The following is a 13,887-nucleotide window of genomic DNA, read 5'->3' as shown; positions in this document are numbered from 1 at the left end:
CGTGAACATCCGGATGTCGCATCAGGCGCATCTCGATGGGTCGGGGTGAGGGAAGGTAGAGAAACATGGCAGATCCCGCACGGGCCAGGAAGATGGCCGATCGCATCAAGGAGATCGTGGCCAAGCGGCTCGACAAGGGGCTGCGCGACCCGCGCCTCGGGTTCGTGACCATCACCGACGTGCGCGTCACCGGTGACCTGCAGCACGCGAGCATCTTCTACACCGTCTACGGTTCCCAGGAGGAACGCCGCGACTCGGCGCTCGCCCTGAAGTCCGCCACGGGGATGCTCCGCACCGAGGTGGGCCGCAACATCACGGCTCGGCTCACCCCCACGCTCGAGTTCATCGCCGACGCGATCCCCGAGAACGCCGAGCACATCGAGTCCCTGCTGCAGGAGGCGCGCAGCCGTGACGCCGAGACGAGCGTGCTCGCCGCGACGGCGGAGTACGCCGGCGACGCCGACCCCTACGTCAAGCCGCGCGACCTCGACGAGGACGCCGACGACCTCGACCAGCTGGACGAGCTCGACGACGAGGCATCCGACCTCGCTGACGACGCCGAGGCGGGCGGACCCCGCTAGTCCGACGAGCGCCGCCGGCCGAGCAGTTCGTGCTCGACGGCGGCGATGCGAGCGCGCAGTGCCTCGATGAAGACCAGCACGGTGGGCTGCCGCAAGGCCTCGGGCCGGCAGACCAGCCAGTACGGCAGATGCTCGTCGATCTCGTCGGCGAAGAGTCGCACCAGGTCGTCGTGCCGGTCGGCGAGGAACGCGGGCAGCAGCCCGAACCCGGCGCCGGCGCGCGTGGCGTCGACGTGCACGTACACGTTGGTGCTCGACACGGCATCCACCATGTCGGGGGCCGCTCGCCGCGCCACGTCGAGGGCGTCGACCTGCAGCATCGACTCGATGAAGTACACCAGGGGAGCCCCGGCGAGTTCCGCCGTCGTGGCGGGCGTACCGTGCCGCTCCAGGAAGTCGCGGCTCGCGTAGAGCCCGAGCGCGTAGTCGGCGAGGTGGATCGCCTCGGCGCGGTGCACGTGCGGGCGCCCGACGACCACCTCGAGGTCGACGCCCACCCGCTGCTGTGCTGCGCGTCGCGTGGCGGCGACCACCTCGAGCGAGACGTCGGGGTGGACGCGGCGGACCGCGACGATCGCGTGCGCGGCGATGAACCCGCTGAAGCCGTCGGTCGCGCTGAGGCGCACCACTCCGGAGAGTCGCGGTGCGCCGGGCGCCAACGACCCGATCGCACGCTCGACGCCCTCCGCCGCGGAGATCGCGTGCTCCCCGAGCGGGGTGAGCACCCAGCCGGCGGCGCCGCGCGCCAGCACGCGTCCGCCGAGCGCATCCTCGAGCGCGCCGATGCGTCGCGCGATCGTCGTGTGGTTGAGTCCCAGCTCTGCGGCGGCCGCCGTGTACCGGCCGGCACGCGCCACGGCGAGCAGCACGAGCAGGTCGTCGGGGCTCGGACGACGGCCCGGCAACGGCGTCACGGACATCCCTGCATCCTCGCACACGCACTCTGCTCCGGCGGCGCGCCGATGCAAGCCGCCGGTCAGGCGTCGGGCAGCCGGAGCCCCTCATCGTCGGCGATCGCGAGCCCGTCGGCGACGAGGCCGGCGACGGCCCGGTCGAGCTGCGCCGCGTCCTCCCACACCCCCGCGAGCTCCGGCCGGGTGATCGGCCGGTGGGCCGCGCGCAACTCCCGCATCACGACGCCGCGGGCCTGGCGATCGGAGCCCTCGAACCTCGCCTGCGTCCGACGCCGCGGACCGTCATGCTCCGGGTATCCGGCCCGCCGCCAGGCGCACCGCGACGCGATCGGGCATGCGTCGCACCGCGGGGCGCGGGCCGTGCACACCGTGGCCCCGAGCTCCATCGCGGCCGCGTTGAACACGCGCGCCGCGGCATCCGGAGCCGGGAGCAGCGCCGTCATGTCGGCCAGGTCGCGAGCCGTCGACGGCGGCCCCGCGTGCTCCCGACCCGACACGGCGCGGGCGATGACGCGGCGCGTGTTGGTGTCGACCACCGGATGCCGCTCGCCGAACGCGAACGCCGCGATCGCCCGCGCGGTGTAGGGGCCGACGCCCTGCAATGCGAGCAGGTCGTCGAGCGCTGACGGCACCTCCCCGCCGTGTCGCTCCACGATCTCGACGGCGGCACGATGCAGCCACAGCGCCCGGCGCGGATACCCCAGTCGATCCCACGCGCGCACCGCCTCGGACGGCGGCTCGGCCGCAAGCGAGGCCGGGGTCGGCCAGCGCTCGATCCACGCCTCCCACCGCGGGATGACCCGTGACACCTGGGTCTGCTGCAGCATGAACTCGCTCACGAGCACCGCCCACGGCGACACCTCCGCCGCCCGCCACGGCAGCGGCCTCGCGGCATCCGCGAACCAGGCGTTCAGCGGGCCGGCGAGGTCGGGAGAGGAGGGCCGGGGCATCCCCTCAGCCTATGTCGGCCCGGATGCGGCGCGGCTAGGCTCGCACTCATGGAGCTCGTCAGCACGCCGCGCGTCGCGTTCCTGCGCGGGCTGGCCGACGAGATCCTGCAGCAGTATGGGCGTGGCCGCATGATCGTCGCCGTCGACGGGCCGCTCCGGAGCGGCAAGACCCAGTTCGCCGATGACCTCGCAGCCGTGCTGCGCGAGCGCGGGCATCGCGTCTTCCGCGCGAGCATGGAGCGGTTCCATCGCTCGCGGGCCGCGCAAGGAGAGTTCGGCGACGACACCCCCATGCGGTACTACCGGCACGGCTTCGACGAGGCCGCCCTGCGGCGCGTGCTCGTGGAGCCGTTCCGCATGGGCGGTTCGACGGCGTTCGTCACCGCGGTGTTCGATCCGTCGCGCGACGCCTGGGTGGAGCCGAAGTGGTTGACCGGCCCCGCCGATGCCGTGCTCGTGCTCGACGGGCGCTTCGTGCTGCGCCGCCGTCTGGCCGACCTGTGGGACTTCCGGATCGCCCTCGACGGGGAGCCCGAGGACCCAGCCGACGTGATCGCCTACGCCGAGGAGGACCCCCGGCTCGTGGCCTCGGCCGTGGTCGACGACCGTGATCCGGCGCAGCCGCGGCGCCGATTCCTCGACAGCTGCTGAGCGGTGCCCCCAGTTCGGGGGAGTGGCCGCCTCCCGGGCCGGAAATCCGCGGAATCGATCCTCCGGTTCAGACATACTTGAGCACACCCGCCCCACCCCCCTTGGCACGAACCCGATCTCCGGTCGTCACCCGACCTCGCGCGCGCACGGCCCGAACCGTGCTCGATGCGGCATCCGGAGACCCGGTGCGTCGTGCCCACGTACCCGACCACCCAGGAGAACCCACCGATGAGGATCCCCCGCGCCTTCGTGGCAGCGGCGGCCGCAGCAGGAGCGCTCGCGCTCGCGCTCGGCACCGCAGCACTGCCCGCCCAGGCCGACCAGCCCGCGTTCATCTGCGAGCCGCTCGACTCCGGCAAGATCGACAACTCCCAGCCCGGCAACACGCTCACCGTCACGGCGCCCCAAGGCCAGCTGATCGACGGGTACTGCGTCAAGGCCGGAACCCAGAAGTTCTACGTCGCCGTCACCCCGCCCTCGGCAACGGTGACCATCGACCACCCGATCAAGGACTCGATCAGCCACTACTCGCTCAGCTATGTCGATGTCCCCGACGAGCCCGAGGTGCCCGAGGGCCTGGCGATCCCCGTCCAGCCCGGGTACCAGGACAAGTGCGGCACCTCGGACGACAAGGTCGTCCTGCCAGCCGACACCGACACGGTGAAGTGGACCAGTACGCCGATCGTCGGCGACGCAGCGACGGCGACGGCGACGGCCCAGGGCGACGCGCTCTTCACCAACGGCCAGGCGACCATCACCTTCACGATCACCGGGTTCACGAACGAACCCTGCGAGCCGGTGCTCACCGCCTGCGCGACCACGACCTCCGTCGTCACCACCGACCTCAAGACCTGGAGCCTCGGCGAGACTCGCGCGACCGGGCACAATGAGCTCGTCGACGGCGGCCTGCACATCTGGACCGAGGGCACGACGACGACCGACAAGGCCGCCGGGTACTTCCCGACGAACCTTCCGCTCGCCAGCCTCGGGACCGGCACGATCGACGGGTCGCTCGACTACACCGCCACGACCGGTCCTGAGCCCGGCCTGCAGCTCGTCGTCGACTTCGACGCGAACGGCACGCCCGACGGCGTCCTCGTCGGCGAGAAGGTCTACGGCGAGAACTGGTGGCTGACGGGCAGCTCGGCACCCGCCGTCCAGGCGCTCGCCCCGCACACCGGCGGCGGCAACGGCTCCAACTGGTTCGGCACGGCCCAGGAATGGCTCGCCGCGTTCCCGAACGCCGTCGTCAAGGCGGTCGGCTACTCACTCGGCTCTGGCGTGTCCGGTGACGGTGTCATCACGAAGATCACCCTGGGCTGCGTGGAGTACACGTTCGACGCGGACGCCCCGACCGAGGTCATTCAGCCGAAGCTCACCGGCGTCGTCGCCAGCGGGGAGTGCGTGGCGGATGCCCCGTGGATCACCTACAGCCTGACGCTGGACGACCCGCAGCACCGCTCGACGAGCAACACGGCCCGTCTGGTCTTCACCGCCGGCGAGCTCACCCACACGGTCATCCTCGGTGACCTCGTCAACGGGAAGCTGTCGGGCAAGATCCTGTGGCCTGGAGCCTCCGTGGCCGCCGACCAGGTGACCCCGACCGGTTGGCCGGGCTGGGAGCAGCTCGAAGACGGCACCTGGGTCGAGACCGATGGCAACTTCGCCTGGACGCGCGACCTGACCGAGGTGACCCTCGCGGTGAACCCCGAGGTGGTCGTGGACCTCGCCTACCCCGAGGCGACGCCCGACTGCGACAGCGCACCGACCCCGTTCGACTCCGGCACGCCGGGCGGCGGCGGGAGCGGCTCGGCGACGACCGCGAGCACCGACCCGGGCGGGCTGGCTTCCACCGGCTTCGACGGCATCACCTTCGCCATCATCGCCGCGGCGCTCATGGCTCTGGGCGGCGGCGTGGTGTTGACGGCACGGATGCGACGCCGGGCCTGATCCTCGGATCCGAAGCGGGGGGTTCGGCATGGCGCCGGACCCCTGCTTCGCCGTCGCGAGGCGGGGAATCGGAGCGTTCGGTCCCCAAAAGGGGGGACAATCGTCCCCCATGGTGGAAAACGGGGTACACAAGTCCCCGGAAACCGACATACTGGTGCATACAGCCAGCCCCTCCGGCCCTGCGAACCCCCCTGCTCCACCCGAGTACCCGAACCCCGACGGTCGCGCATGCCCCTTCGCGCGGCCGCTTCTGCGCCGTCTTGGCGCGTCATCGTGTCCTCCATCGGTTCGCTGTGCGGCCGGATCGACCGATGGAGACAGACCGCATGAGCAAGCCCCGCGCCGGGTCGGCGCACGCTGCCCCCGGCGATCCCGGTGCGCGATCGCGCCCCGAATCCCGAGCCCTCGTCCACCGCATCGCGGCGGCGCTCACCGCCGTCGCGCTCGGTGCGGGCCTCGCCCTCGTCGGCGTGGCCGCGCCCGCGAGCGCGCACCACAACACGATCACGGGCGTCGCCGCCTGCGACGCCGACTCGAGCACGTTCGACATCACGTGGACCGTCGAGAACTCCGAGGCGAAGGTCGAGAAGGTTCTCACCTCGTCCGACCCCGACGTCGTGCCGGTGGGAACGGAGATCGGCAAGAACAAGTCGGAGAAGTTCGTCGAGTACGGCGTCGAAGCCGGCACCTATGAGCTCACGCTGAAGACCGAATGGTCGAACGGCACGCAGAACACCGACACCGGCCGACTGACCATCTCCGCCGCGAACTGCGGCGACGGCACCGTGAAGAAGATCACGTTCTGTCACGCCACGGGCAGCGCGACGAACCCCTACGTGCGCCTCACGACCTCGGTGAGCGCGTTCTTCCACGCGGGCCACATCGACCACCAGGACAAGCGCGACATCTACCCCGCCTTCTCGTACGTCAAGAAGGGCGAGACGATCGACGTCGCCGCCCAGGGCGACCAGAGCCTGCTGCAGTACGCGGACTGCACGAAGCCGTTCGACTGGAATTGGCAGTACGCGGCTCCGACCTGTGAGGCGCTCGTGGTCGTCTACCCTGCCGGCCTCCCCGCCGGTCAGGCGAACGACGTCAACGTGCGGGTGGTCGTCGACGGCAAGGAGCTGACGCTCAACTTCCACAACAACTCCGGGACCTGGTCGGGCACGAAGACCTTCACCTTCGCGGAGCACCCCAAGTGGCCCAATCCCGACCAGTGGTCGATCCGTTGGATCCAGGTTGCCGGCACGAACTACCACTGGGAAGGCCAGATCGATTGCGGCGTCGCACCCCAGCCGGTGAAGGTCTGTCACTGGAACACCGACGGCACCTACGATCGGGCATTCATGTCGGTCGCCGACTTCCTGATCGGGCACTCCCTGCACTCGAAGGACATCCACTCGGCATTCAGCTACTGGTTCTTCGGCACCAAGAACGTGCCGGCACAGGGCGACCAGTCCCTGCTGCAGTACGAGGACTGCGTGAAGCCCCCGACCCAGTTGTCGCTGCCGGCGAAGCCTGCCTTCGTCGATGAGTGCGGTGTCGCGGACGATCGGATTCTCACGCCTTCCGCTGTCACGGGTGTCGAATGGAACGTCACCGCGGTGGCGGGCGGCTCGGCGACGGCCACCGCCACGACGAAGCCGGGCTACGTGTTCGTGGGGGGCGAGACGAGCCACACCTGGACATTCGCCTTCACCGACGTGCCCTGCGTGACGACGGTGCCCGTTCCCGCGGAGCCGCAGAAGACCGACGAGTGCGGCGTCGACGCCGATGCGATCGTGCCTCCCGCGGCGGTCCAGGGTGTCGAGTGGGTGCTGAGCCCGGTGACCGATGGTGCGGCCACCGCGACTGCGACGACGAAGCCCGGCTACATCTTCGCCGATGGCACGACTCGCCACGATTGGACCCTGGCGTTCACGGACGTGAAGTGCCCGCCCACGACGATTGCGCTCAACGGGACCCCCACTCGCGTGGACGTCTGCGGAACGGCCGATGATCGCATCGATGTGCCTGCCTCGACCGACCTGATCACCTGGAAGATCGAGGGCGATCACGCCTCGGGCGCCGCGAAGGCGATCGCCACAGCGGCCGACGGATACACGTTCGAGGGCGGTTCCGTCCGCGAGTTCCCGTTCACCTTCGACCTGACCCCCTGCCCGAAGGTGATCGAGGTGCCCGCTGCCCCCGACCACATCGACCGGTGTGGAGTCGAGGACGACGCGGTGACGCTGCCGGCCGAGACCGAGAACGTCGTCTGGACGATCGAGGGTGACCCCACGTCGGGTGCAGCCACCGCGGTCGCCACCGCGAAGCCCGGCTTCGTGTTCGACAAGGACCTCACCGAGAAGCGGTTCTCATATGAGTTCACCGACGCGGACTGCATCGAGCCGTCGCTCGACGGGTCGCTCGCGACGGGGGTGTGCCTCGCCGACGCTCCGTGGATCTTCTTCGACGTGACGCTGATCGACCCCGACCAGCAGTCGACCGGCCGTGACGTGAAGCTCCTCATGACCGACGGCACGAACTCGCACACCATCGCGCTCGGCACGCTCTCCGACGCGGGCACGCTGGAAGGCAAGGTGCTCTGGCCCGGCGCGTCCGTTGCCGAGGACGGCGTCACCCCGACCGGGTGGCCTGGCTGGGAGAAGATCGGCGACGCCTGGGTCGAGACCGACGGCAACTTCGCCTGGACGCGTGCGCTCACGAGCGCCACGCTCGAGGTGAACCCGACCCTCGCGGTCGACGTCACCTACCCGCCGGCCACGCCCGACTGCGCGACGGGACCGAAGGCGAACACGACGACGGCAGCTGCCGGCGGCGGCACGGGACTCGCGAGCACCGGCTTCGCGGGCACCACCATCGCGATCGTCGCGGGCATCATCGTCATCGCCGGGATCGCGTTCCTGGTGATCGCACGGATCCGACGCAAGCGCGCCTGATCCGCTGACACGAACTGAGGGGACCCGGGTGACCGGGTCCCCTCGGTCGTTTTCGAGCGAAGTCGTTTCGGGGAGTCAGACGCCGGTGGCGGCGAGCACCCGAGCAGCGGGCAGGTGTCCGCTCCGCTCGACCTCGTGCACCAGGTCGACGAGTGCGCGATTCACCGGGGCGTCGATGCCGGCGGCGGATGCCTCGCGCACGACGGCGCCGTTGAGGAAGTCCACCTCGGTCGCCTGCCCTCGGCGCACGCTCTGCTGCGTCGACCCGAGGTTGGGCACGCGACCCATCCGGCGGGCCATCAACCACGGCAGCACCTGGCCGACGGCGAGCGGCAGCCGGGCGAAGAGGCGCAAGCGGCCGTTCGCGAGCCCCTGCAGCGATCCGAACCGGATGCCGCGGGCCACTCCCGTTCGGACGCACTCGCGCATCGAGGCGGTGACCACGCGCCGGAGTCGCCGGTCGCCGATGACGTCCTGCACGCTACGCCCCACGATGGCCGGCACCGCGTTGACCATGTTGACGACGAGCTTCGTCCACTGCGCACCGCGGAAGTTGCCGATCGCGATCACCGGAACGGCTTCGGAGAGCAGTGCGGCGATGCGCGTGCACTCCTCGTCGGCGGGCCCCTCGCCTCGGCCGAGGTAGCTGGCCGCGGTCGTGGTGACGCGCACCACCCCCGGCTCCGTGTAGTTCGCGGCGATGATGGACAGCACGCCCATGCACGAGGAGGCCGGCAGCAGGCGGGAGGCCGTGTCGACGCCGTCGAGGCCGTTCTGCACCACGACGACCGGTACGCCGTCGATGAGGGCGGCGTTCGCCGTGATGGCGGCCTCGGCATCCTGCGCCTTCGTGCACACGAGCACGAGTTCGGGGCGCCGCGTCAGCACCTCGTCAGCCGCGACGGTCGCCGCCGCATCGCCGAATCCGCCCGTCAGCCGGATGCCGCCGGAGCGGATCGCCTCGAGGCCGGCACCGCGAGCGGTGACCTCGACGTCATGACCCGCGCGGGCGAGCAGCACGGCGAACGTGCCGCCGAGCGCGCCGGCGCCGATGATCCCGATCCTCACCCTCCCAGCGTAGGGGCGCGTCGTCGGGCGCTGTCGCCGTGGCTGTTAGCCTGTACGGCGTGAACAGCGGCATCCTCCTCGTCGACAAGCCGCAGGGAATCACCAGCCACGACGTCGTCGCGCGGATGCGCCGGCTCGCCGGCACCCGCAAGATCGGCCACGCGGGCACCCTCGACCCGATGGCCACGGGCCTGCTCGTCCTCGGCGTCAACGACGCCACGCGACTGCTCCACTACCTCGTCGGTCTCGACAAGGAGTACCTCGCCACCATCCGGCTCGGATGGGACACGACGACCGACGACGCCGAGGGCGAGCCACTGCCCGCGGCATCCGCGGCCCTGGTCGACGCCGTCGACGACGAGGCCCTGGTCACCGCGATGCAGCGCCAGACCGGCGTCATCGAGCAGGTGCCCAGCGCGGTGAGCGCGGTGAAGGTCGACGGCAAGCGGGCCTACCAGCGGGTGCGCGAGGGGGAGGCCGTCGAACTCGCCGCCCGCACGGTCACGGTGTCGGCCTTCGAGGCGCTCGCGGTGCGCCGAGGTGACGGCTTCGTCGACGTCGACGTGCGCGTCGAGTGCTCGTCAGGCACCTACGTGCGAGCGCTCGCCCGCGACATCGGCGCCGACCTCGGCACCGGCGGTCACCTCACCGCGCTTCGACGCACGCGCATCGGGGCGTTCGGGGTCGACGAGGCAGCAGCGCTCGAGGGCTTCGACGTGGCGCAGGCACTGATGAGCCCCTCGGATGCCGCCCGGCGGGCGCTGCCCGTGGCATCCGTCACCACTGAGCAGGCCGTCGACCTCGGGCACGGCAAGCGCATCGACGCCGGGCCGGCCGCAGCCGTGACCGAGGCCGTCGCAGGAGCCATCGCCGCGATCGCCCCCGACGACCGGCTCGTCGCCATCGTGGAACGGCGCGGACAGACGCTGAAGGTGGTCACCGGGTTCCCCGCGGGGGGCGCCTCGTGATCGAGTGGTTCACGTGGGTGCAGCTGGCCATCGCGGTCGCGGCCGGCCTGCTCTGCCTCGTGCTCGGCCTCGCGGGCCGGGTGCCGAACGACCTGACGAACGGCGCGCTCGTGCTCGTCGAGCTGCTGCTCATCGTGCAGCTCGTCGTGGCCATCGCCGCGCCGGCGTTCGGCAACCAGCCGACGGGCAGCGTGCTCGAGTTCTACGTGTACCTCGTGGGCGCCCTCCTCATCCCGCCGGCGGCGATCTTCTGGGCGCTTCTCGAACGGAATCGCTGGAGCACCGTGATCCTCGGCGTCGCCGCCCTCTCGGTGGCGGTCATGGTGTATCGCATGTTCCAGATCTGGACCGTGCAGCAGGCGTAGCCGCGGATGAGAGAATCGAACGACATGACTGACGTGCGGAGTGCCCGGCCCCAGACGAATGGCGGGCGGCGGATGAGCGGGATCGGGCGCGTGCTCGTGGCGGTCTACGCCGTGCTCGCCCTCGCCGCGATCGGCCGCTCGTTCGTGCAGATCGCCACGAAGTTCGACGAGGCGCCGTTGGCCTACTCGCTCTCGGCGCTCGCAGCCGTCGTGTACGTGGTCGCGACCATCGCCCTCGTGCGGTCGGGTCGCGGCTGGTACCGGGTGGCGTGGGTGACGATCGCGTTCGAGTTCACCGGCGTCGTCGTGATCGGCGCGGTCAGCATCGCGTTCCCCGAGCTCTTCCCCCACGACACGGTGTGGTCGTGGTTCGGCCGTGGTTACCTCTTCATTCCGCTCGTGCTTCCCCTGCTCGGCATGTGGTGGCTCGCGACGCATCGGCCGATGTCGCAGCAGGCGGCGATGCCCGAGACGGCGCCGGTCGATCCCACGAGCGGGGCGGATGCCGCGTGAAGACGTACAAGGGCCTCGATGCGGTGCCCGCCGGCTTCGGCCCGAGCGCCGTCACCATCGGCAAGTTCGACGGCGTGCACCGCGGTCACCGGGCGGTGATCGACCGGATCCGCGCGATCGCCGCGGATGGCGACCTGCGTGCCGTCGTCGTCACGTTCGACCGCAACCCGCTGGCGCTCCTCGCGCCCGACAAGTGCCCCGACTCGCTGGTGAGCGTGCGGCAGAAGCTCGAGCTGCTCGCAACGACGGGCGTGGATGCGACGGTACTGCTGCCGTTCGACCGCGCGTTGGCCTCGGTGCCGGCCACGGAGTTCGTCGAGCGGGTGCTCGTCGACACCCTGCAGGCGAAGGCCGTGCTGGTCGGCAGCGACTTCCGGTATGGCGCCCGTGGCGCCGGTGACGTCGCCCTGCTGCAGGACCTCGGCGCGAAGTTCGGCTTCACGGTGGAGGTCGTCGACGACGTGCGCCCCGAGGGCGAGCGTCGCGTCTCGTCGACCTGGATCCGCGAGCTGCTCGCGGAGGGCGACGTGCGCCACGCCACCCGGCTACTCGGCCACACGCCGGCGGTGTCGGGCATCGTCGTGCACGGGGCGAAGCGGGGTCGCGAGCTCGGGTACCCCACGGCGAACCTGTCGCCCGAGTCGGAGGGCCTGATCCCCGCCGACGGCGTGTACGCGGGGTGGCTCACCGACGCGGGCACCCGCTACCCGGCCGCGATCTCGGTCGGCGACAATCCGACCTTCGAGGGCGTCGCGAAGAAGCAGGTCGAGGCGTACGTGCTCGACCGCGAGCTCGACCTCTACGACCATGTCGTCGACGTCGAGTTCGTCGAGCGCCTGCGCGGCATGGTCGCGTTCACGAACATCCCCGACCTCATCGAGACGATGCGAGGCGATGTCGACCGGGCGCGCGACCTGCTCGCCGACTAGCGGGGACTCCGCCGACCGCTTCGACGGCGATCGATCAGGCGTCGCCCAATTCGCCAGGTCGTGCTGAGCGGGGGGCGTGATCGCCGATGCCCGCCAGGAAGCGGATGAGCTCGTGCGCCGTGCCGACGAGGGCGGGGCCGTGGCCGATGGTCCATCCGGCATCCGTCGCGTGCAGGCTGTGCCCCGAGATCACCGCGCGGATCGGCGTGGGCGCCGCGGCAGCCCGGCGCAGCGCGACCGCGCCCGAGGCGAGCGGCGGCACCGCGATCGGGGTTCCGAGGGCGTCACCGACACGCACGGCGGCGACCACGGCGTCGTCGAGCTCGACGAGCCGGGTCGGCTGCGGACGCTCGGTGATCGCGACCGCTCGGGCGTCGAGGGCGGCCGCGGCGTCCTTCGGGCCCTCGACGGGGAGGTCGACATCGCCCTCGCGCGGGCTCATCCCGAGCGCGTGCTGGGCGGTCTCGAAGGCGCGGCGCGCCGGCGCACGGTCGAATCCGGCCATGAGCTGCGCGATCGCGGCCGGCACGGCGGGCGGGAGCTCCCCGGTGCTCGCCGACCAGCCCGCATCGCCGCCAGCCCGAACGGCCGCGGCGATCGCGCGCAGGACGATCGCAGTGGGCTCCCGGCGGTCGCTCGTGACGCCGCGCTCGTCGAAGCCGGAGCGCTGGCTGAGCGGGAGGTAGCGGGCGAAGTCGGCCACGTCACCAGCCTAGACTCGGACGGGTGAAGCCGACCCAGCCGAGACCGCTCTGGGCCGGCCGAACGCTCGCGCTGCTCGGCATCGTGCTCGTCGCCTTCAACCTGCGCACGGCCGTCGCCTCGCTCTCGCCGATCCTCCACCAGCTCGAGCGCGACATCCAGCTCAGCCCGGCCGCGGTCGGACTGCTCGGCATGCTGCCCCCGCTCTGCTACGCCGTGTTCGGCATCATCACCCCGCTCATCACGAAGCGGTTCGACCTCGAGCCCACCCTCGTCGTCGCGCTCGTCGCCCTGTCGCTCGGCCTCATCGGTCGCGGGCTCGCAGGCGACGCCCTGTGGCTGATCGCCGCATCCACCCTCACCTTCGCGGCGATCGGGGTGGGCAACGTCCTGCTGCCGCCGCTCGTGAAGCGCTACTTCCCCGATCGCGTGGGTCTCATGACCTCGCTGTACGTGACCGCGCTGTCGGTGAGCACCTTCGTGCCGCCGCTCGTCGCCGTCCCGGTGGCGGATGCCGCCGGCTGGCGTGTCTCGCTGGGGGAGTGGGGGCTCGTGGCCGCGGTCGCGCTCATCCCCTGGATCGTGCTGCTGCTGCATCCCGACGGCCGTCGCCAGCCGGCGCGCCCCGAGGAACCGCAGCCCGGGCTGCTGCGCTACGCGCTGCGCTCGCCGCTCGCGTGGTCGCTCGCGGTGCTGTTCACGGTCGCGGGCTTCAACGCCTACGCGCTGTTCGCGTGGCTGCCGTCGATGCTCCACGACATCGCGGGCACGCCGCCGGCCGAGGCGGGGGCGCTGCTGTCGCTGTACGCGGCCATGGGCCTGCCCGCCGGACTGGTCGTGCCGATCATCGCCGCGCGGTACGGCCGGGTACGCCTCCTCGTGGCCATCGGCATCGGGTCCTTCGCGGCCGGCTACCTCGGGCTCCTGCTCGTGCCCGGCACGGCCACGTGGTTGTGGGTCGCACTCGCCGGCGCGGGCCCGTTGTTCTTCCCGCTCTCGCTCGTGCTCATCAACCTGCGCAGCCGCACGCACGAGGGCGCGGTGGCCCTGTCGGGGTTCGTCCAGTCGGCGGGATACCTCATGGTCGCCGTCGGCCCGCTCGCCGTGGGCCTCCTCCGCCAGGCGACCGGCGGCTGGACCTGGCCGCTGGTCCTGCTGCTCGTCGCGTCGACCGTGCCCGCGGTGATCTCCGGCGCGATGGCGGCGCGCCCCGGATACTTCGAGGACGAGCGCGCGGCCTGAGCCGTCCCGGCGACGTCGTGCGCGAGCGCGAGTCGCCCCCGGAGTGCCGCGGCGCAGCCTCGCCGACCTAAATGGGGGCGCGCCGCCGGCGCGCGGCATCCGTTCACCC

The 13,887-nt window shown here is 71.4% G+C and carries 13 protein-coding genes; 9 read left to right on the top strand and 4 right to left on the bottom strand.

The annotated features are described in order from the left end of the window. Positions 1 to 65 precede the first annotated feature (65 nt). The gene (rbfA, locus tag J2X63_RS00745; protein ID WP_309972874.1) at positions 66 to 581 is read left to right on the top strand and encodes a 30S ribosome-binding factor RbfA; all 516 of its coding nucleotides are present in this window, start codon (positions 66 to 68) and stop codon (positions 579 to 581) included. Here rbfA and J2X63_RS00740 read toward each other — a convergent pair. Both J2X63_RS00740 and J2X63_RS00735 read right to left on the bottom strand, forming a co-directional pair. Then, a complete protein-coding gene (locus J2X63_RS00740) occupies positions 578 to 1,501 on the bottom strand; it encodes a LysR family transcriptional regulator (protein ID WP_309972871.1) in 924 nt (307 codons plus the stop codon). The two genes, rbfA and J2X63_RS00740, sit on opposite strands and share 4 nt — an antisense overlap. Positions 1,502 to 1,557: 56 nt before the next feature. Further along, entirely contained in the window at positions 1,558 to 2,445 is an 888-nt protein-coding gene (locus J2X63_RS00735) for an A/G-specific adenine glycosylase (protein WP_309972869.1), read from the bottom strand. A gap of 48 nt (positions 2,446 to 2,493) precedes the next feature. Between J2X63_RS00735 and J2X63_RS00730 the strand changes: the two genes are divergently transcribed. The 3 genes from J2X63_RS00730 to J2X63_RS00720 all read left to right on the top strand — a co-directional run bounded on the left by J2X63_RS00730 (position 2,494) and on the right by J2X63_RS00720 (position 7,991). Beyond that, entirely contained in the window at positions 2,494 to 3,096 is a 603-nt protein-coding gene (locus J2X63_RS00730) for a hypothetical protein (protein ID WP_309972868.1), read from the top strand. 228 nt (positions 3,097 to 3,324) lie between these two features. Beyond that, on the top strand, positions 3,325 to 5,046 hold the full coding sequence (locus J2X63_RS00725; protein ID WP_309972865.1) for a hypothetical protein: 1,722 nt from the start codon (positions 3,325 to 3,327) through the stop codon (positions 5,044 to 5,046). A gap of 326 nt (positions 5,047 to 5,372) precedes the next feature. Next, positions 5,373 to 7,991, top strand: a complete 2,619-nt coding sequence (locus J2X63_RS00720; protein WP_309972864.1) for a hypothetical protein — start codon at positions 5,373 to 5,375, stop codon at positions 7,989 to 7,991. Positions 7,992 to 8,066: 75 nt separating this feature from the next. On the opposite strand, the gene J2X63_RS00715 is transcribed toward J2X63_RS00720, so the two are convergent. Further along, positions 8,067 to 9,059: a 2-dehydropantoate 2-reductase gene (locus J2X63_RS00715; RefSeq protein WP_309972862.1), complete on the bottom strand. Its 993-nt coding sequence runs from the start codon at positions 9,057 to 9,059 to the stop codon at positions 8,067 to 8,069. 59 nt (positions 9,060 to 9,118) lie between these two features. On the opposite strand from J2X63_RS00715, the gene truB reads away from it, so the two are divergent. Genes truB through J2X63_RS00695 form a run of 4 tightly spaced genes read left to right on the top strand, consistent with a single transcriptional unit; the run spans position 9,119 to position 11,834 of the window. Next, the gene (truB, locus tag J2X63_RS00710; RefSeq protein WP_309972860.1) at positions 9,119 to 10,027 is read left to right on the top strand and encodes a tRNA pseudouridine(55) synthase TruB; all 909 of its coding nucleotides are present in this window, start codon (positions 9,119 to 9,121) and stop codon (positions 10,025 to 10,027) included. Continuing rightward, the gene (locus J2X63_RS00705) at positions 10,024 to 10,392 is read left to right on the top strand and encodes a hypothetical protein (protein ID WP_309972858.1); all 369 of its coding nucleotides are present in this window, start codon (positions 10,024 to 10,026) and stop codon (positions 10,390 to 10,392) included. The genes truB and J2X63_RS00705 overlap by 4 nt, the downstream gene beginning before the upstream one ends. A 24-nt stretch (positions 10,393 to 10,416) precedes the next feature. Then, positions 10,417 to 10,905, top strand: a complete 489-nt coding sequence (locus J2X63_RS00700) for a hypothetical protein (RefSeq protein ID WP_309972855.1) — start codon at positions 10,417 to 10,419, stop codon at positions 10,903 to 10,905. Next, positions 10,902 to 11,834, top strand: coding sequence for a bifunctional riboflavin kinase/FAD synthetase (locus J2X63_RS00695; protein WP_309972853.1), 933 nt, complete (start codon positions 10,902 to 10,904; stop codon positions 11,832 to 11,834). Before J2X63_RS00700 ends, J2X63_RS00695 begins: the two co-directional genes overlap by 4 nt. 34 nt (positions 11,835 to 11,868) lie before the next feature. On the opposite strand, the gene J2X63_RS00690 is transcribed toward J2X63_RS00695, so the two are convergent. Then, positions 11,869 to 12,537 carry a hypothetical protein gene (locus tag J2X63_RS00690; RefSeq protein ID WP_309972851.1) on the bottom strand — a complete coding sequence of 223 codons (669 nt, stop codon included), beginning with the start codon at positions 12,535 to 12,537 and terminating at the stop codon, positions 11,869 to 11,871. A 23-nt stretch (positions 12,538 to 12,560) separates the two neighbouring features. On the opposite strand from J2X63_RS00690, the gene J2X63_RS00685 reads away from it, so the two are divergent. After that, entirely contained in the window at positions 12,561 to 13,778 is a 1,218-nt protein-coding gene (locus J2X63_RS00685) for an MFS transporter (protein WP_309972850.1), read from the top strand. Positions 13,779 to 13,887 lie beyond the last annotated feature (109 nt).

It is taken from the genome of Agromyces sp. 3263 (genome assembly GCF_031456545.1).
GTDB lineage: Bacteria > Actinomycetota > Actinomycetes > Actinomycetales > Microbacteriaceae > Agromyces.
The sequence above is the reverse complement of the archived record's forward strand: the minus strand, read 5'-3'. Positions and strand labels throughout refer to the sequence as shown.

Excerpts from the sequence above, each read along its gene's own strand:
- J2X63_RS00725 (WP_309972865.1), top strand. The coding sequence starts at position 3,325 with ATGAGGATCCCCCGCGCCTTCGTGGCAGCGGCGGCCGCAGCAGGAGCG.
- J2X63_RS00735 (WP_309972869.1), bottom strand. The coding sequence starts at position 2,445 with ATGCCCCGGCCCTCCTCTCCCGACCTCGCCGGCCCGCTGAACGCCTGG.
- J2X63_RS00700 (WP_309972855.1), top strand. The coding sequence starts at position 10,417 with ATGACTGACGTGCGGAGTGCCCGGCCCCAGACGAATGGCGGGCGGCGG.
- J2X63_RS00730 (WP_309972868.1), top strand. The coding sequence starts at position 2,494 with ATGGAGCTCGTCAGCACGCCGCGCGTCGCGTTCCTGCGCGGGCTGGCC.
- J2X63_RS00720 (WP_309972864.1), top strand. The coding sequence starts at position 5,373 with ATGAGCAAGCCCCGCGCCGGGTCGGCGCACGCTGCCCCCGGCGATCCC.
- rbfA (WP_309972874.1), top strand. The coding sequence starts at position 66 with ATGGCAGATCCCGCACGGGCCAGGAAGATGGCCGATCGCATCAAGGAG.
- J2X63_RS00740 (WP_309972871.1), bottom strand. The coding sequence starts at position 1,501 with ATGTCCGTGACGCCGTTGCCGGGCCGTCGTCCGAGCCCCGACGACCTG.